This is a genomic window from Arthrobacter sp. MYb214 (assembly GCF_002979865.1).
Lineage (GTDB): Bacteria > Actinomycetota > Actinomycetes > Actinomycetales > Micrococcaceae > Glutamicibacter.
Genome location: NZ_PCPZ01000003.1, coordinates 382,699 through 402,200, shown reverse-complemented (window position 1 = coordinate 402,200; position 19,502 = coordinate 382,699). Strand labels below are relative to the sequence as shown.

Sequence of the window (19,502 nt, the reverse complement as noted above, 5' to 3'; positions counted from 1 at the left end):
ATGATTGGCGCAGAGCTGCTTGCAATAGAATCGTGACGAATTCGGCACGTTTCGAAGTTTCCATAAATCGCTAAATGGAACCTCTCCGCAAGCCAGAGCATCATACTGTCGTATTCGGAGGCGAAAATAGAAAAATGATGGTATCTGCAACCGGTAATATGGAGAGGATGCCATCCTTTCAACGAATCATTCGTTGTGTTTGCAGGCTAGAGGAGCGTTCTAATGAATAGCAAATTGCGCGTAATCGAGATATGTGCAGGCGCCGGCGGTCAGTCCCTGGGGCTCGAGCGTTCGGGGTTTCACCACGAGCTCGCTATTGAGCTTGACGAAACCGCCGCATCGACTCTTCGACTCAACCGTCCGAACTGGAACATAGCTGTCGGAGATGTGGCGAATCGGTCTGTATGGGATCCCGCTGACTATTCTCCGAGTAACCTTCCATACCGTATAGATCTGTTTGCAGGTGGTGTTCCTTGCCCGCCATTCAGCATTGCAGGGAAGCAGTTAGGGTCGGGTGACGAGCGCGATTTATTTGCCTGGGCTGTTGAACAAGTGGGAGTAATTCAACCAAGAGCTGTAATGTTGGAAAACGTCCGAGGGCTGAGCATGCCTCGTTTCGCGGGGTACCGTCAGCATGTTTTAGACAGGTTTGAAGAATTGGGGTATCGCGCAGAGTGGCGCCTAATTAATTCTTCCGACTATGGTGTTGCGCAACTCCGTCCGCGATTCGTTCTTATCGCGATGGAGCAAAAAGAATTTCAATTCTTCCATTGGCCAGAACCTAAGAGTACACACGTAACTGTTGGTAAAGCGCTGAAAAACCTTATGGCTGCCAATGGGTGGGAAGGCGCATCTGAATGGGCGCAGAACGCTAATGGTATCGGTCCCACTATTGTGGGCGGCTCGAAAAAACACGGTGGGGCGGATCTTGGACCAACCCGCGCGAAGCAGGCATGGGCCGAACTTGGAGTCAACGGAAAGGGGATTGCTGATTCAGCGCCGCAGCCTGGCGATAAATTCGAAGTCGGCCCCAAGCTGACTTTGGGCATGGTGGCAAAACTCCAAGGATGGGGTGGCAGAGAATTTAGATGGAACTTCGCTGGCAAAAAGACGAGCACATACCGACAGATCGGAAATGCGTTTCCTCCGCCTGTAGCGCGGGCGTTAGGCCTCGCTATTGCAGACGCCTTAAATGGAACTAGCGAGATAAAAAAAGAACAAGATTATTCTCGTATTACGGATCCTGTTTACAAATTCCTCAAAAACAGTGACTCATTCAAGACTGCCAGACAGATCGTTGATAACATTGGTATTGACATAACAATACGTGAGCTTCAAAATCATTTAGTTATTTTGGAGAAAGACTTTGAAATGGAAAGGGTCAAGACTGGAACTCAGTGGTCCTATAAAATAGGCAGATTCAAGGCGTTCGTAGGCCAAGAGCAACATTCTAGGCACGCATTTTTTGAGAATTCAATTCACAAAGTAAGTTAAACTAATCCAGTTACACTTCCCTAACCTAAATAATGAAATTGAATTTAATTCAATGTCAGGCGATTCGTCAAACGGGCCAATGTTTCACGAATCGCCTGAATTTGCCACCCCTATGAATTTAAGGGTGAAAATACCCAAGAGCAGGATCGTCTAAGGTGCCAATTACCAATCCTCGGTCGAGGAACCTGTTGAATTCTTCACAACTAGTCTCAGGCACCAGTGAACAACTGTGGCAAGCGGCCAAGTTGCATGAGTCTGGACCTTGACCTTTGGCACCGGTTTCCATGCAAACAGGGTCGGAAGAGCACCATTTTGCTTTGGAAATTGCCGAGTAGAAGGTTGATCTAAGATTATCAGTCTGGGCCATTCTAACTAAGCCCCCCAATGTACCTTCGGAGTCACCCGCCGCCGTGTAAATCAGTATCCCAGCCATTCGGCTATTAGGAGATTCGGACACATATAACCGCTCCCGTAGTGAAGCGGAACTATACCCGCATGTGTAAACCAACTCATTGATCAAGAGATGACCGAGCGTATGCATCAATATAAATCTCGGTGTCAATTCTCGTTCTTCAAGCCCACGTTGTGCAGCAGCTATTTTGTACCGATCAGAAATCTTTTGGGCTCTGGCGCGAGCTCCGGGAGTGGATTCCCAAGCAGATAGTCGTTGTTCATTGAGCTCAAAGTAGATCCCCTCGCCTTTGACAACATAAGCGGGCAGCCAATCTTGTTGTGGCGCTAGCGGCTGCCTCCGAAGTTGCTTTTTGCCTTCAGATAACGTCAGTGGGTCATCATGAACTCGCGTAAAACCACGTAGCGCACGAGTTTCTCGAAGCACTTCTACTGACCTGACTCGGTCCAAGAGATCGTCTAGGTCTGAATGAATCCCGGGGTCGCTAATAGTCAAAAAAACATCTTTAGGTGTTTCTCGAATCTGAAGATACTCGGGATACCGCCATATGTTTGTTTCGCTTAGTGATTCATTGCCGGATTCCTCTTCGCCTTCCGTCGTTTTGCCTGAATCTCCGAAACGTTCGAGATATCCGTCCATTAGTTCCTCATCAGATGCAGCATGGAATAGCTCTGGTGGAACTTTATTCAGCAAACTATTGCGCAGAACGTCTACGCCTAGTTCAGAACCAAAAACTGAATGGAGAGTCGACATGATGACGCTTACCGATGGCAGGTCCATTAGCGCGTGCATCTCTGCAGTTACTTTTCCTACATTACGTGGCAGATAGATGGAAGATTCAACTTTTGGGAAATAGACATTGCCAGCTGCCCTTAAAGCTCCTCGCAGCGGCCTGTCGCAGTTGCCCGTAAGCTGCCCGAGCCAAGGTCGAGCGCCCGAACATAGGAAAGGATTTTCAGTCTTTGGTGACAAACTATCGCTTAATATGCTGTGTTCTTCACCGTTGATGCGACGGGTTTGCGTTATTCCACCCAACGATCGGTGAGATTCGCATGAAACACACACGACTCGTTGCCCATCTAGTCCTGCTCCACCAATAGATTTGAGACGCAACGGTCCGAAACACGATGGGTTGTCTGTTCTGTGAACCCATTCGTTAAATGGAAAGTCGTCCAAATGTCCGTTAGTGCAAACTGCAACGAAAGGTACCTGCGCCATGCGAGGCTTATGTTTCCAATCCGCGTGCTTAGCGTCCGTGCATTTGGTGGGATGCTGCATGGTCAGAGTGGAGAGTTCAAGCCTCTTGCAGTACATGCAGTAACACCAGCGTGGAAATCGAAGTACGGGAACGCTGAGTTTTACATTGCGGTCAGTCTCACTCGGTTTTGAACGCCGGTAATCCGCGGGAAGCCGAAACGAGTTAACTTTAAGCCTGGCTTCAAGTCTCCAATCGTGCGCTTCGTACTCATTTATATCGACAGGAGTCGAACCGCTGCTTTCATACCAGTGGTCTAGCCCCGCCGTAATAACTGATGTGCCGTCAACGAGCACGCTTAACGCTCCGACACCGAAAGGCGCGACTAATTGCGCTCTACGTATTGAACCGCTGCTCATGATTCGCTCTCCGTCGTTTCGCCATCTTCGAGTGCGTATGCCGTCGTAATAGTTAGTCGGCATTCTGCGTCGACATTTCGCATACTTGTGGGTATATCCCAAATTGGGAACTTGCGATCTTCATCAGGCAGAGTCCCTGCGAACTGCATTAGTCCTTCTAGCGGATCTCCCCAAGGGGCGGGGTTGGCGTTCCATTCGGTTCGAAGCCAATTACGCCATTCTTTAGCCCGTTCGGTTGCTATCTGCTTAACGGCAGGAGCTTCTTTCTTGTCCACTAGTAGTGCTCTAGCATGCAATAATTCCATAGCATCGTTGTATTCCTTGGCAGGGAAGGGGTAAGGGGCGATTCCAGCGTCAACTGTCTGTCTGATGAAGGCGACAGCCACGGCGTGGAGGGCGCGCCGTAAAACCGGCGTTGCAAAAGGGGTAACGGAAGTCGGTTCAACTTGCGCATACAGTTGTTGATGATATGGAGTGAAACGTTCATAGTGGCTGCGATCTCGTGGTTTCGAGGCGCCATAAAGGGTAATCACAAGACCCGGGCTAATATCAGCACGACGTCCGACCCGGCCGCTAACTTGAATATACTGGGCAGTTGTCTTCGGCTGTCCAACAATCGTCATTAGGCCCAAACGGTCGATGTCCACACCGACTTCAATAATATTTGAAGCTAGGCATATATCTATAACATCCTGGGCATCACTGCCGGGCGCATAATTAACCTGAAGCTCCTGAATTGCTTTAGGAATTTCATCTGAACGCCTACGCGAAGTCAATTCCAATACCCTTTTGGGCCACCGCGGGGTTATACCGTCCCTTCGTCGGAGTCCACTAAGATAATCGGGAACATCTGATTCGAGGAGTGACACAGTATTTCCCAGCTCGCGTAGTGAGTTTAGAAAATTGAGATTGGTCCAATATCCATCCCTCTTTTCTTCCGGTAGCTTAGCCGCACCTTGTAAGGTGGCGGCAGTTACCCTCGTCTGTACAGTTTGCATTGACCCTAACGAAGAACTCATTATGCCGAGGTAGCGTCGTCCGGGTTCTAACCGACCCTTGTCGTCTCTCGCTGGCTCAGCAAAGAATGAACGGCCTTCTTCTAATCCATGAGGAGGGAAGAGAGACGTTTTAGTCCGGCCGTAGAGACTCACAACCTGCTCCTCGTATCGGCGAATCGTCGCGGTAGCTGCAATGATTTTTGGAACTATATTTTTACCGGACCGCCGGTCGGTGCATAACTCGCCAATGATGGTTTCATACAACCCGACCATCGATCCAAGCGGGCCTGAAATTAGGTGTAGCTCGTCTTGTATTATTAGGTTTGGAGGGGACAACAACCGAGTGCCATCATCGCCGATTCCGAACAAAGCTCTGGCTTCTGGCTTCCACGCAGTCATAGCGAACTTGTCGACCGTGCCGATAACCAGAGAAGGTTGGGCCTGGTAGATGTCTTCATCAACTACATGAACGGGGAGTCCAGACCGTCGAGAGTAAAGGCATCTTGGATCGATGCAGCGTAGTCTTACTTTCTTGCCGACCAACTCGTAGCCAATTACATCCTGCTGATTGCGTCCCTTAGGCTTCGTCCCCATTTCGGTGCCACACCATGGGCAGCGCAGTAGTAGAAAGGGGTTTTTCGCAGCAGCATTCTTGCTTAGCTGAGAGTAGCTTTCGACTGCAGATTTCCAAGTATTCGGCGTGGAAGACCCGCCAAGCCAAATTCCAATTCCGAACGGAGCAGATCCCAATGCCCGTTCGTTCTGAGATCTAATGTCCTCGAGCACGCATATCAGCGAAGCAGCTCGCAAAAATTGCTGTGCTGTTAGAAGTCTTAACGTGTACCGCATTATGGTATCTGTACCGGAGTCGTTTGGATCCCGTAAGCGCCGTGCTAATAGGCTAATGGCACTGGCTCCAAGATACGCTTCTGTTTTACCTCCCCCAGTTGGAAAGAAGATGAGATCAACAGTTTCTCTCACATGGTGAGAAGGCTCGATCAGCTCCGGTAGGCTTGCCAGGATGAATGCAATCTGGAACGGGCGCCAGGAACCTCGTCCAGTCGGAACCTCAAGGGATGGATGACGACCATCAGGTCGTATCGTCCCATCCTTCTGCCGGACTACCTTTCGCAGCGGAAAACTTGAGCGAATTTGCTGATGAAGCATGGCTTCGTTGGTCCAACGGAATGCTTGCTGCGCAATCTCACTAGAGTTAACGAGTGTCCACCCAGAACGCATACGTTCAAGGGCTGACTCAGCTTTATCCATATGATTTTTCGCAGCAGCATGATATTGCGAAGGAAGGCCGATAATTTCGGCCTTCCTAGCGGCGATCCAAGTAGCGTATGAGTCTAGAAGCAGCTCGACTTGCGTCGAAGCCTCCATGCTCCCTGTAGCAAGTTGCTTCATACTTATAGTTAGCGCCTGACGACGACCAACTGCATCGTAAAGGTAGTCTCCTCGCGAATCGGTCAAGTAGACGTTTGGGGTCAAACTGACTACTTCGTGGGCTGGTAAAGCGGCAGCCCTTAGCGAACTGACAGAGCTTCCATTAGCAGTGGTAGTCCACTCAGCTGCACAACCGTGCCCGATAGCGTAGGTTCGTTTGTTGCGATACAGCAGCTCGAAGGACTGTTCTTCTTCATCAAGATCGACCAACTGGGTATCAAGGTACGGGGTGATCTCAAGTTTGTTCTCTGGGGCGAGGGAGAAGGACACTTGGAAGAACGTGTTTTCAGGCCCAGTGCCAGGTGTCTGATTGACTAAAGCAAGCGTGACCAATCGTAGATTGGCATCTGACGATTTAGGAACAGGTCGACTGAACACCTGAACAATTGGTGAAATCCTCGGATTTAATTGTTCTGACGTGGTTGAAACAGGGGTGAGTCGGTGTATGCGATCGATCAATAGATTCCCCGGAATTGAGGCAGCCAGCGAAAGCGGATGCCTTACCCACCAATCGATAGATTTTGAGTTTCCGGCGATCTTTGCTGAGATGCGATCGTAGTAGGCGCAATCTACTCGTAGCTTGAGTAGGCCTTCATCCGATACCCGACACTGAAACGAAATCGCCATTGATGATGGTTTAAAACTATTCGCGCTAGTTAGATCGAAATCGTCCGAGTCGGATTCCGCTAAATTGCTTGAGGAAAGCACTTCCACTGGAAACCCAGGAGCATCTTCATCGTTGTGGGAAATTCCAGCAACTTGGGTCAGGTCTAGTGTTTCTTGAGTATATTCGGTGGAGATATTCCCACCACCATGAAGAACGCCGATACCGTATCTGGTAAGAGGCGTGCCGGAGCTTATGATTTCTTGGTTCGTGACGCTGTCATAGAATCTTCCACGGCTGTCTTCAATAGATGCAAAGGAGACAGAGCCGCTAGACGTGTCTATTGGTCTGCCAACTGATTGTTCACCTTCGTGGGGTCCGAATAGTTCCCGGCGAATCTCTGACTCAATGGTTTCTCGAGCTTCAGTAGTTGACATTAGCCTTTTCCTATAAGATTTTTGAGTGTCGTCTCGTCAGCAAATGCAATTAGGCGATCTGTAGCCCGCGTAAGGGCAACGTATAGGAGTGCTTCTACGTGTGGCCTCATATGTCGGTGATCAAGATCCGTCAAGATAACCACCGGTGCTTCCAACCCCTTAAACGCATGGATCGTTGAATAGCGAACCTTACCTGGCGTAGTCTCCAAAGAATCACCCAAGAATGAAAGAATCTGGCGTAACCAAGGATCGGTAGTTTGGGCGGCCGCTGACATGTCCCTCAGTGGGCTAAGGACCACGATCTCATCCAGCGAGTATCCTTCAGCTTTTAACTTGCGGATAGCCGAGGACAGAAATGCGGTTTGGTCTTCAGCTCGCTTATATTTTCGGATCTCCGGATCTATGCCGTCATCTTCTCGGCGGAACAGCGAGTATCCCGGCTGGAGCTTTGTGAGCATATTGGTCTGGTAACCAATCCTGGGGACATTACGACAATTCATAACAAGTTTGAACTGCGACATCTGTGAGGAACGTTGGAAGAGTAGACCCCGTCCCATTTTGTTTGTATAGATGGCTTGGCGTTCAAAATCTCCGTAGAAGAGAAGACGTCCATTTTGGAGTCCCCCATCCACCATCGCGTCCAGTACATCGAGTAGTGGTTCTTTGGCTATGTCTTGAATTTCGTCCACTACAAGGAAATCACCGACATATTTGTCTCCTGTATTCAAAATATTCTCTAACGCACGCTCCGGGAGTTCCTCATTCCAAAATGAAGGAGTTGCATTTTCCGGAACGCGATCAAGACCTGATATACGTAGCAGCTCCTGATGAAGAGTTCCTGTCGTAAGCCCTTTAACGCCCTTCATCTGTTGAGCCAGATGCGTTCCGAGAAGACGGTTGTAGCAAAGTAGCCGACCTTGCCTGTCAAGAGACGCCTCGCGACGAGCTGATTCTTGTGCCAAGAATGTTTTTCCAGAACCGGCTGGACCGTAGAAAAGCATCGACAAATTATCACTGGCTGAATCAAGAGCCAGATACTGTTCTTCTACGAAGCTATTTAGATTTGCTTCCCGGTCTCTACGTCTATCCGAGCCGACTGTCGCCAATTCGAACTTGGGGCGCAGCACGCTCGCGATGCTCTTGGCTTTCGCAGAATCAGGGCCATAGAGGCCCGTACTAAACCTTCTCACCTTAGAGCCGAGATGGCTGGAACCTGCTGCCAGAACATTCAAGATTGCTTTACGTGGATTATTCAGGTCGGTTATGTCGAGGACTTGCCAATCATGCCATTCTGGATTCTTCGGGAGAAGTGCACGTGCACGTACTCCGGTAAACCATACTGCAAATAGAACAGGAACGTCTTCCAGATGCAATTTCTGCTTATCCAAGAACTTCAGTATGCTGTGCATAGCTTCGTTAGCTTGTTGAAAAGGGCCACGCGAAGTAGGTTTGTCATTACCGAGCGTCCACGTACCGTCTTCATCCCGGCCAACGGTTAGGTGAGACTTAACTTCTACAACTAGTACTCCTGAACCCGGAACAATAAAGACAAAATCAGATTCACCTTGCACTTGACGAATATGGTTGGCTATTCCAAGCGAATGAAGAATTGTCCAGTCCCGTGTATTGTCTTCCCCTTGAAAAGCCGAATACACAGCTTTTTCGCCCGGAGGGACATCACTTGGACAAAATGACGGTATCATTCGAGCCACTTGGCGCTCCTGTCAATAGCTGGAACTCTAAGGCTGGACTTAGGAACAATTTCGTATTTTGGCGAAATTGCTAGAACTCTTGTTGCGAGAATCCCCCTAAAGCCTTCTGTTGTGTATTCTATTTGAATGAATCCGTTTTTTTCAAGAAGACTCATGTTTGCTTTTGAAACGGAATCTTCCAAATCCTTCAAGACGGTATTTCGAGTTCTATAAGTTTGCAGCCTAAGCGCCATTGCGTTGCTGAATGTGGGCTCTTCGGGGATCCCCAGCCAACGTAAAAGCGATAGGAAGTCGTTCTTTTTCTGTGGGCAGATTAGATTTTCTTCAGTCCAAGCGAGTGCGCGATTTGGTGTTGATACTCCGGCTCTCTTGAGCTGGTTGGTGACGTATATTCTACTATACTCATTTAATCGTTTTTTCAAGATTTGTTTCCAGCTTGATTGTGTTAATGCAATTTCAGTAGCACGCTTGCCCAATGCCCTTTTTGAAGCATCGTAGAGGGCACCATATTCAGAAACGCCTTGTCGAAGAAGCAGGACTGTTCCACACTTCACGGACTTGACACTCGAATAAGAAACTCGTTCGCCTGGCGGGTTACCAACATCTACTGTTCGGATGCGATCGCCGTCATCGAGCCAGATGGAGTAATCGCCGCTCAGGTAGATCTTTCTGGCGCGAGCCTCGTCTTCGGTAGGTTCCTTTGTTGAGTCACTGAATGATGGCCAGACCGCTTGTGGGAGGTACGATTCGAGTTCCGGTGTTTCCTCAGCCGTATTCTCAACTGATTTAGCCGCGACTTCTAGTCCAGAATTAACTGTAAAAAGGCGTTGTCTTACTTCGATTTTTCCTTCGGAGTAGTCAGAAATTGAAGAAAGAGGAATACTGCGATCTCTGAACCACGACGGTAAAATGTAGCTAAGCTCGTTAGTAACAGGTGCGGTGACTAAAGAAGGTCCAAAGAACTTTGGGGGTCCGATGACGTAGGTTACTTCAAAAGGATCCCGGAGCCTTGCCCACTCACTTCGCGTAAGTACCGTGATTCCTAAAGGTTCTAGCCATGTACGCAGATCTTGAGCCGCCGGGCGGTTTGCTGCCAGTACAACTGCTTTATCAGCGCCGACTTCCTGGCAAGATTCCAGTAAGGTCTTGCCTAATGGAGGATCGGCAAGCAATATTTGTTCGGCAGTTTCCCCTAAGTCCATCAGTAAGGTTTGATCTTCGATCATATGACTGAATCGTGCCGTTTGCCGTTGGATTGTCTCGCATATTTCGCCAAGCCCTTGGCTGTATTTAGGCGGTCCTGGTCGCGTAATCTGCCGCCAAAGCAAAGCCTTAGCAGCGGATTCCAGATCCTCTAGCGAGCTTAAGTTTTGACCACGAATAAGTCGTGAAAGATTGTAAACTGTTCGGTTTAGCGTTTCGCCCAGTGGATCACTGACTAGTAGCATTTCAACTCCATAGCGAATTAGTGAATCCTGTGCGGAATATCGGGCGTTGACGTTAGATATACGATTCATTGCGGAACCGTAAATGCGAGAGCTTCAATACCACGCGGTGGATTCCACCGGAGATCATCTGCTAATGACAATGGTGTACCCCTCATGTTTCGCAATTGCTTAATTACTTCGGCGCCAGTGTCATCACTTAACGAGCGATCAATTACACAGAAGATGACGGAACTCTCTAATTCGTTTAAGTGACTAATGGCTCCATTCCCGTCAAGAATGATTGATCTCAGGTTGTTCGCGGCATCTAATCGCTCATCGAACCCAGTGGAGTGGTATAGATGGGTGTACCAAGTTGCAACATGCAAATATTTTGGAAGTAGGACGGAATCTAGGGAGCCAAGATCGTAAGGATCATGTTCTAAGCCAAGGTAGTATTTCATTTCCTCGTTGATCCAAGTCAAGGTGCCAACAATACCGAGGTCGGCAGTCGGGCCTGCTAAGTGGGATTCCCAATTCTTGGCTAGTCCGGCAAACCGGTGAATCGCTGAAAGTTCGGGGTGAAGTGATCTCGCCGTGTAGCCAGGGTCGTCTATGGGTAACACGGCTTTAATCCGCTCGATGTTCCACTCCGAACCGGCAAAATTTGCACGAGGGGGGATCTGATCTTCGCTGAGGGACGAGAAACGGCCCACAATGATTTCTGAGGAGTTCAGTACACGAATAATGTCTCCTGCTTGCAGTTTTCTGAGCACTTCTAGTGGGGTGTCGAGCTGCTTGGGCTTGCTAGCAAGCACCCAACCGCAGCCAATCAGAACTGCCGCAAAATCGCGTATCGGTACAGAGACTGCGACTACAAGCTGACGTTTTTCAAGCTTCGAAGAATATCTGGAAGCGCGAGTCCCTAGCGCAAGCAAAGGACCAATCCAAGAAGCAGTTTGTCCAGTCGAATCCAGGGATTGGGAGAGTAATAGCCTTGTCGTCTTAGATTGAGATATATCCAAAAGTGTCGTTCCTTGCCCGTCAACAAATATTCGCTACTGGAAGTCGCAGCACTCTGGTTAGCTTTGACCGATACTAGTTTTATGAAATTAAGATCGTATTCTGTCGACACGTGAAATTGTCCATTGGGATGATAGTAACGCAAAACTTGAAATAATTTCTATCATCTGTTCAAGATATGAGGAGGTGCATTCTAATACCATTTATTACAAAATAGACGCAGTCTAGATGGTGAGTTTGACGCCTCCTTCAAGATAGGTTTGGTGCAGGACGTTCGGCTATATCTTTTCTATGCGATGAGTAACCATATCCGGCACCAATAATGAATATGATTCCGTGGTAGCTCCGACCGATTTGCTTCAGGTTATTCAATGTCAAATTCGCCCCACACACATGTCGCTCGTCAGCTGGTCCATCATGACGACCGATAGCAATTTGCTGCACGTAGTCAGTGCGCGAAGCTAGCTCCGGTACTACTATGCCGACAACAATTTTGTGTCATTTATTATTTTCGACAGCACCGCCCTTGGGGACTGACCCTGATGGATATCCGTAGTTTGCAACAGCTCCCGTAGATGCTCATTGATCGGGTATATCAACTAGTGTTCAGGAATCGAGGCCAAGATTAGCTTGAGTCGCTCGTTTTCTGATCATGAGGCTATAAGAGGTGAAGGTAAACAGTTTCCGCTACTTATTTGCCGGAACAATGCTCCAAATTAGACGATGAGTGATTTTTCGGGTGGTGACGTGTAGCCCGCGTGGTCGTCTAATTCGGTCGTAAAACTCCTCGGCGACGATCCATGCTAATCGCTGTCATCGCCCGACCTGTTACGTGCCAACTTCGGCTCTTCAGGATTGAGAGTGTAACCACCTGAATCCAACACCCCGAATCCCGGGCATGTCGAAAGACACGAAAAAGTCGAGGCCCTCCAGAAGAATGGAAGTTACCACACAAACATTCTCGAAAGACCTCGACGTTGCTCAATCCTACCTTCACCGCACCAGACCTCACGACTTTCGCCAGCCTCGACGGCTTGGGCCTGACTGCGATCGGGCAGCACCTGACCCCAACGAAAGATGAGATCCTCTGCGAAGTCACCACCCCGGACCCGTTGCAGAATAGCGATTGAAGGTACTTCTGTTCTTGTATGCGGGTGTGAAATCTCGTTACTTCGTGGACACTGAAACTCATCACTTCGTAGACAGTGGAACTCATGGCTTTGTACACAGTTACCAACTGCCAACCGAGTTGAGCAGTTGGTAACTGAATACCACCTAGCTATGTTCAAAGAACGTCGGCGATTGCTGCTCACGAGCCTGGATGACGGCACGGTACTGCTCTGCCTTCTTCACCCATTGACGAGTCGCTATAGTCATCTGAATTCCTCTGATTGAATACGACGAAACGAACTTCCCCTCAACTTTTAGAGCCACCATCGGTAACGGGAACGACAGGACAACTTCACTAGTCTCAGGGCCAGACAACAAAAATTCTGTGTCCGTAATCGTCCTGATGAACTGACGGCGAGCGAACGATGTGGGCAACGAAATGTGGAACCCTTGATAGAACGTCCTGCGGTTTTCCTTAGTGACTTCCACAAGCATCTGATTTGATTCCAACAGGGGCACTGGATCCGATCCATCATGAGTGCTTTTCATGATTTCACCCGACTTCGACACCACCACATCCAACCTACTGGCCGTAGCCTGAGCTAATCGACGTTTGCTCAAATACTCGGCAGCTTTCGCTTCCAACACTGATAAGTGAATCGGTTCAGTGGCCGGTGTATGTTCCAGCAGTTCCCAGGCAGCCTGTGGGGTCGCTTGGTTCAAGGATTGATGCGGTCTGCGTTTGTTGTAGTGTTCTCGGTAGCGTTTCAATAGCCTCTGCACATCAGCCAGATCCTGTGGCTTGTTCGCCGTCAAGAAACGTTGCAACGTACGGTGTGAACGTTCGTTCTTCCCCTGAGTAGTAGGCCTTCCAGGAAGCCCAGTGATCGGCATGGTTCCTTTGGATGCGAGAAAGATTTCTACTGAACCGAATGTCCCGCTACGTAACTGGTTGAACGCTTTGGAATTATCACTGAGCACCTCTTGTGGTGCACCGTACTCAGCGATGGCGCGCACGAGTACTTCTTGAGCGTCCTGGCTGTTTTCGTGGCGTTGGAACGCTCGGGAGCCAACATCGAATCTGCTGGCATCATCGATGAGCTGGCACACGGTGATGAGCTGATTTTTGGCGGGACGGTATTCAAAAGCATCAAGTTGCCACAGGGCCATGGCCGTTGACCTTGCGAAGGGAACATAGGACGATTTCCGTCGCTTGCGAGGGTTACCGTCCACGTGGCCGACGCCGGCCAGCAAGCGACCTATCGTAGCAACAGGCGGAATCTTCCCGCCTGGGAAAGTGTCTTCGTTAATCGTTGCTTCATAATGAATGGTTTTGGGACCGTAGTCCCAACCATCCTTTTTGAGTTTCTGGCGGATCTTCACCAGCTCGTTGATCACTGCTGGGCCGTATTTCCTGGCTGGCTCTCTCGGTGCTCTGGAGTGCGGGTGGAGAGCCGCAGCTGATTCGCTGGTTGCCCGGTGTCGAAGTCGATAGAAAATACTTCGGGAGATTTTCTGAGTGTTGCAGAATTCGCTGATGCTCAGGGCATCTGGTTGTGTGGGGTCGAAGTTGATGATCATGGATCGTACGCGTGGAGGAAGGGCACTTTTCGTGTTCTCGACAGTGCCAGAAACCGGTGTGGTTTTGTCCACGAACTGTTGAGACATGGTGTCCACGAAGTCATGAGTTCGTGTGTCCACGAAGTGCGGAGACAGGACACTTACCCGGACTGGTACCGGCCGTTCACGGCCGACCTTGAATTCCAGGAAAGGAAAGTACGGTGACCGCACAACCTATCGTCGCTCATTGCCACCCATTTGTCGTGGGTGTCGACACCCAGGCACGTAATCATGTCTACGCCATCACTGATTCCAGCAATGGCGCTCTACTCGATACCCAGTAGTTTCCAGTGACCAGCAGTGGGATCAACCGGGCCATTAGCTGGGTCGCCCGACGCACCGAAGGCAACGCAGACACCCTCTGGATCATTGAAGGTGCCGCCACCTATGGAGCGATCCTTGCCGGCACAGTTGCAGCCCATGGGTTCCCCGTATCCGAGGCACCACGCATGATCAAGAAACAGAACAGTGGTGTGGGAAAAACTGATGTGTTAGATGCGCATCGCATGGCAATGGCGTCTCTGCCGCTTCCGGTGGACAAATTGCGCCATCCCCGGCTGAATGAGGGGATCCGCCAAGGATTGCGCATCCTTGTCACGGCACGCAGCTCGATGGCGAAAGACCGTACCAGGTCCGTGAACGCCTTGTACGCCCCGATTCGCAGCAATGGCCTAGGGATTGATGCCCGAAAGAAACTGATCGGAAGCCAGATTGCTGAAATCAGCCGGTGGCGGGACCGGGAAGAAGAACTGTCGCTGAGGATTGCACGGTCGGAAGCGGTACGACTGGCCAAACATGTCCTGGACTTGGATCAGCAGCTGGCTGCCAAAGAGCATCAACTGGACGAGCTGGTGCAGGTCAGCGTAGCAGCACCCTAATTGGATGAGGTCGGCTTCAAAGCAATCACAGTTGCGAAGTGCTTCGTCGAGTGGTCCCATGATGGGCGAGTGCGCAATGAAGCGGCGTTTGCCTGCCTGGCTGGCGTGAATCCGATTCCTGCGTCGTCCGGGAACACAACCCGGTACCGGCTTAATCGTGGTGGTGATAGGTCATTAAATGCTGCCCTGCATATTGCCGCGGTCACACGCATGGCCCATGACGATGAGACTCGAGTTTATGTTGAGAAGCGTCAGGCTGAGGGGAAGACTGATCAGGAGATCCGTCGATGCATCAAACGCTATCTCATCCGTCGGATCTTCAGAATCTTCAGTGCTTCAAAAATGATTGAAGAGGTTCCGGTTGCGGCTTGACGGACATAGAAGAGTCAATCACCCTACTGCCATCCCAATCTCGGTGGCAACACCCCCGGATCATTGGTTAGACAGGGGCAAGACACCATGCCGAGATTGGTCGGCCGACAGTCCCTATGATCCTCTTTTAGGGGCTGTCAACAATATAACGGGCTGAAGCGCGAGGCGGAACGAAACATGCGCACCGGCAGGGGCTGCAGCAAACATCGCTGTGACCCCGAATCATCCACCCCCACGTTTCCGCCATGCGGTGACCGATATTAGTACGCGCCCAGCCTCATTTCTTGACGATGTGTGCAACCTCGTCCATGACAAGGTATTCCTTACCAGTTCGTGTGGCCAGGTGAAGCGCAACAAGGATGCCAGGATTGCCGATGCTGAACGGCGCATTCCGGTCATGACTGGTGATGGTGTCGAAAGCGTGGAATTTATGGAGGAAGACAAGGAGCTTTTGAAGTCTCAGGCCTTTGTCCCATCGCCGGTGAAGGAACGTTTGATTCCCAAACCGGGAAACCCAAAACTTCGGCGCTTCGGAATCCCCACTGTCCAGGAGCGGGAGATTCAGGCAAAGTTGGCGTTGGAGTTGGAACCGACCTTTGAGGCGGACTTCAAACCGGTCAGTTACGTTCTCCGTCCGTAGCGTCGAGTGCAGGATGTGAAAACCGAAAGGCACACCATGATCAAGTACCACGGGGTGCTCGAAGCAGATTTTGAGGCGTGTTCTGACGAGCTCAGGCAATAGATATTGTGAGACCCCATTACTCACGTTGGCTACATGATGGATGGAAGACCCCTGCATGAGAGCACTGGTAGCGGTGAGGCAAATCCACTTTCCAACACTGCTTTGATACTGGGAATTATTACTGAACTTTTGGGTCGTATTGTGCCTAGCCAAATAGAAGCGACTGGTCAAAAAGGGCGGGGAGGGCAATGGTCCGCCTGGTTATCGGAAATGTGTCGCTCGGAATCGTGATTATTCTTTTTGTATCTTCCGGACTGTGGACGCTATTTTGCAAAGTTGCTTGGGGCGCGATGCGCTGACTTCGATTCATGCTCTGCTACGCCACTCGGGTATCTCTTCGTTGAGTGCTTCAAGCTTCCACAGCTCAAGCCGGTTCTCAGTGCGTCGTTGATGCTGATTATGCAACCACACGCCCAGCGCATGCTCTTCTGGTGTGGCGTATGTCCTGTATCTGGGCATGCGATGTTCGGTAGCCACGAAGTCGATGAACGACTCGAGCTTGTTCCTCCACCGCAGCTCGCTTTCTCGAGTCCGTGGATTGACGTTCCAGCCAGTGAGTGGCTCAAGCAGGACTAATTTTGCTTGTGGCAGTTCATTTCGTTCGTAGAGGAGGCGTTGCTCAGCGATCCAATTAGCCAACGAATGCTCTGAAAAATCCCCAGTGCGAAGCGGAAGGCGTCCTTGAGAAGTATAGAAATCTTGAGCTTCCTTAACGCGCCTCCGCCATTTCGTGTTGACGCGATGCGGTCCCCGAGCTTCGAGTGCTTCGACGTGTTTGGTATAGAAGTCGGGGTCATATTTTTCCCGGTTTTTCATGTGTAGATGCCCGGTCGCGATGTTCTGTTTGCATCGGTCAGCGATTTCGCGCGCAGTGAGGCAAGCGGTGAACATCATGTCCCATTCCGGATGCCGCGAGACGTCCCAACCGACCATGGCACCAAGCTACTGCACAACGTTCTCCTTTTGAAGAGCGCGCAGCATTCGAATTTGTAGAAGGCTGAGCCCAATCTTCTTGTCGGTCGACGTAAATCTGTCGAAGATGTTCTAAAATTCCTATTTCACTTCCACAAGGAGTTGATAATAGTGCGTCGGTGCTTCTGTAGTGATAAAACCGGAGATAGCTCCTCCGTCTAAAGTGAATAAGAAGTCAGCCTCAACCAGCAATGGCATATAAGGAGACAAGGAAGTGTCTGCGGCAGCGAGCATGTTCGTAGACAGGGGAATCCTATGCTCGAACGCAGATCCTGGTAGGTTTTCGCTGGTTCTGAAAAGCCCGACTGGTTGGCCAGCTGCGATTTTGGACACAGCATCAATCTGCCGACGTTCCATCTTAGCTGACGCGGACCTTGCATCGTCGTCTACATGGACGACAACGCTTCCATCACCGGCTTGGCGAGGTGACAAGTCTGAATGCTACTCGCGATATCGTCTAACGAGGCAGATACCATAGATTCATATTTATCAATCGGTTTGGGTGAATGGCAACGGAGTCCAAGAGCAGTTTTTAGAACTGCTCACGCATAGAATACGACACACTAATTTGGATATGTGAGCCGTTCGTCGGCCGTCAACTCGTAGGAGTACGAATGAGTTTCGAAAGCGTAGATGATGAACAGAGTGACCGCACATTACATAGACGCCTCTTAATCGATTGCGACACCGGCATCGATGATGCTCTGGCCTTGGCGTATCTCTGCTCGCTCGATCACGTGAAGATCGAGGCAGTCACCAGCACCCCAGGCAATATTGGTGTCGAGCAAGTCGCTGCGAATAACCGCGCTCTGCTCAACCTCTGCGGAAAGCCGGACGTTCTAGTGCTCATCGGTGCAAGTGAACCACTTAAGATTCCACTCGTGACAACTCCAGAGACTCATGGTCCTCAGGGCGTTGGATACGCAACGCTTCCCGATCCTGGCTCAGATTCAGCTGGAGGCAATGACGCCGTTGACTGTTGGATCCAGGCGGCACGCGCCAACCCAGGCGAGCTCACGGTGCTCCTGACTGCACCGCTGACAAATTTCGCTCTGGCACTTCGAGGTGAACCGCGTCTTCCCTGGTTGCTGCGCAAAGTAGTGATCATGGGCGGTGCTTTCTACTACCAAGGGAATACAACGCCGACGGCCGAGTGGAACACCCACGTGGACCCGCACGCCGCAAAGGAAGTTTTTGCTGCCTATACGGCGGCGGCGGAACAAGGGCTCGATTCCTCGAAGCTGCCAATCGTCTGTTCGCTGGACACCACGGAACGCTTCGAAATGCAGCCGGACTTCCTGACGAAGCTCTCCGAAGAAGCCGAATGCGCTGAACCCGAAGTCGTCCAGGCTAGCGACCCGGAAGGGACGTTGAGCAAGTCCTCCAATCCGCTGGTTCGCTATCTCTCCGATGCCCTGCGCTTCTACTTCGAATTCCATCGCCACTACGACCAGGGCTACATTGCCCACGTGCACGACTACTTTGCCGCTGGTGTCGCCGCGGGGACGCTTGAGTACCAAACCCGCCTCGCAACGGTGGACGTAGAGACAGAATCGCCTTTGCTCTTTGGTACCACCGTGGCCGATTTCCGCGGGCTGTGGGGCAAGCCGGCGAATGCCCAGGTGGTCGTGGCAAATGACCCCGAAGCAGGGTTTGCCGAGCTGGTCCAGCGCCTCGGTGCGCTGGCAAGGAAACTCAACGAGAATTCCTGAGCACGGGCAGGTGGGCTAGAATCGTCTACCGGGTCGAGGTGACATAGACCCGCCATTCGCGCGTTGCGGGAGCAATCCTGCGCGCAGCCAAACTCGTATCCCCAGGATTGCCTCATCATGTCACCGAACCTTCTTTTGCCCGAAGCATCAGCGACCCAGCTCCTGCGCCGCAGGGTGCTCGGCGCAGCTGGAACCCTGCTGCTCGTTGGAACCTACCTGTTCCTGGTCATCACCCAACCCGCGGGAATCGTCGAGGGCCTGGGCCAGGGAGTTGCCTTGGCAACTTTCGCTGCCTACCTGATCGCTGCCGTCCTGCTGCTGCTCGCTGTGCTGCCGGATCTGCCGGTCTCCGCCCTGACACTGATCCCGGTTGCGCTGGCACTGAACATCATCCTGGGCCAATTCGTCGGGTCCGTCATGGTCCCGCTGTACTTGGACTCCATGGGCACCGTGCTGGTGGGCTTCCTGGCCGGCCGCCGTGCCGGTGCCGCCACCGGTGTGCTCAGCACGCTGATCTGGGCGCTGTTCGCCCCAACGGTCTTGCCATTCGCTGCAGGAGCCGCATTAGTCGGTTTCCTTGCGGGAACCGCCGCTCGCTACGGCGCCTTGCGCCGGCCATACCTTGCCCCAATCGCGGGCTTGGTTTCCGGTGTACTGGTTGGCGTAGTCTCCTCCCCGGTGGCTGCCTTCGTCTACGGCGGCACCTCGGGCGTCGGCACCGGCGCAGTGGTTGCGGCCTTCCGCTCCATGGGAGATTCGCTGCTCTCCGCAGTCACCAAGCAGGCCCTGATCTCCGACCCGGGAGACAAGGCAATTGTCTTCCTCATCGCAGCGCTGCTGGTCTTCGCCCTGCCGAAGCGCTTGAGCGGTTCCTTCGAATTCATTCGCCGCTACAAGGTGCTGGGCAAGAGCGGAAACAAGTAGGCCAC

At 51.2% G+C, this 19,502-nt stretch carries 11 protein-coding genes and 2 pseudogenes; 6 read left to right on the top strand and 7 right to left on the bottom strand.

All coding sequences use genetic code 11. From position 1 onward, the window contains the following. Positions 1–222 precede the first annotated feature (222 nt). Positions 223–1,494 carry a DNA cytosine methyltransferase gene (locus CQ012_RS10595; RefSeq protein ID WP_105662115.1) on the top strand — a complete coding sequence of 424 codons (1,272 nt, stop codon included), beginning with the start codon at positions 223–225 and terminating at the stop codon, positions 1,492–1,494. 118 nt (positions 1,495–1,612) lie between these two features. On the opposite strand, the gene drmB is transcribed toward CQ012_RS10595, so the two are convergent. From drmB to CQ012_RS17445, 5 genes are read right to left on the bottom strand one after another with little or no spacing between them, the layout of a single operon-like run. Beyond that, positions 1,613–3,520 carry an MrfA Zn-binding domain-containing protein gene (gene drmB, locus CQ012_RS10590; protein WP_105662114.1) on the bottom strand — a complete coding sequence of 636 codons (1,908 nt, stop codon included), beginning with the start codon at positions 3,518–3,520 and terminating at the stop codon, positions 1,613–1,615. Then, positions 3,517–7,008, bottom strand: coding sequence for a helicase-related protein (locus CQ012_RS10585; protein WP_105662113.1), 3,492 nt, complete (start codon positions 7,006–7,008; stop codon positions 3,517–3,519). The genes drmB and CQ012_RS10585 overlap by 4 nt, the downstream gene beginning before the upstream one ends. Next, a complete protein-coding gene (locus tag CQ012_RS10580) occupies positions 7,008–8,711 on the bottom strand; it encodes a nuclease-related domain-containing DEAD/DEAH box helicase (protein WP_105662112.1) in 1,704 nt (567 codons plus the stop codon). Before CQ012_RS10580 ends, CQ012_RS10585 begins: the two co-directional genes overlap by 1 nt. Continuing rightward, positions 8,708–10,237, bottom strand: coding sequence for a DISARM anti-phage system protein DrmE domain-containing protein (locus tag CQ012_RS17450; RefSeq protein ID WP_146112954.1), 1,530 nt, complete (start codon positions 10,235–10,237; stop codon positions 8,708–8,710). The genes CQ012_RS10580 and CQ012_RS17450 overlap by 4 nt, the downstream gene beginning before the upstream one ends. After that, the gene (locus CQ012_RS17445; RefSeq protein ID WP_146112953.1) at positions 10,234–11,169 is read right to left on the bottom strand and encodes a hypothetical protein; all 936 of its coding nucleotides are present in this window, start codon (positions 11,167–11,169) and stop codon (positions 10,234–10,236) included. Before CQ012_RS17445 ends, CQ012_RS17450 begins: the two co-directional genes overlap by 4 nt. A gap of 975 nt (positions 11,170–12,144) precedes the next feature. Between CQ012_RS17445 and CQ012_RS10575 the strand changes: the two are divergent. Continuing rightward, positions 12,145–12,279, top strand: a pseudogene (locus CQ012_RS10575) (ISL3 family transposase); the annotation flags it as partial. Positions 12,280–12,442: 163 nt separating this feature from the next. Here CQ012_RS10575 and CQ012_RS10570 read toward each other — a convergent pair. Then, entirely contained in the window at positions 12,443–13,945 is a 1,503-nt protein-coding gene (locus CQ012_RS10570) for an integrase core domain-containing protein (protein WP_105662111.1), read from the bottom strand. A gap of 113 nt (positions 13,946–14,058) precedes the next feature. Between CQ012_RS10570 and CQ012_RS10565 the strand changes: the two are divergent. Continuing rightward, positions 14,059–15,147 (top strand): annotated as a pseudogene (locus tag CQ012_RS10565) (IS110 family RNA-guided transposase). A gap of 343 nt (positions 15,148–15,490) precedes the next feature. Beyond that, on the top strand, positions 15,491–15,787 hold the full coding sequence (locus tag CQ012_RS17440) for a hypothetical protein (RefSeq protein WP_146112952.1): 297 nt from the start codon (positions 15,491–15,493) through the stop codon (positions 15,785–15,787). Positions 15,788–16,195: 408 nt separating this feature from the next. Here the strand turns inward: CQ012_RS17440 and CQ012_RS10555 are convergent, their stop codons facing one another. Beyond that, complete coding sequence (locus CQ012_RS10555) at positions 16,196–16,783, bottom strand: helicase associated domain-containing protein (protein WP_181149056.1); 588 nt, start codon at positions 16,781–16,783, stop codon at positions 16,196–16,198. Positions 16,784–17,475: 692 nt separating this feature from the next. On the opposite strand from CQ012_RS10555, the gene CQ012_RS10550 reads away from it, so the two are divergent. Further along, a complete protein-coding gene (locus CQ012_RS10550; protein WP_105662108.1) occupies positions 17,476–18,573 on the top strand; it encodes a nucleoside hydrolase in 1,098 nt (365 codons plus the stop codon). 117 nt (positions 18,574–18,690) lie between these two features. After that, positions 18,691–19,497 carry a glycosyl transferase family 9 gene (locus CQ012_RS10545; RefSeq protein ID WP_105662107.1) on the top strand — a complete coding sequence of 269 codons (807 nt, stop codon included), beginning with the start codon at positions 18,691–18,693 and terminating at the stop codon, positions 19,495–19,497. Positions 19,498–19,502 lie beyond the last annotated feature (5 nt).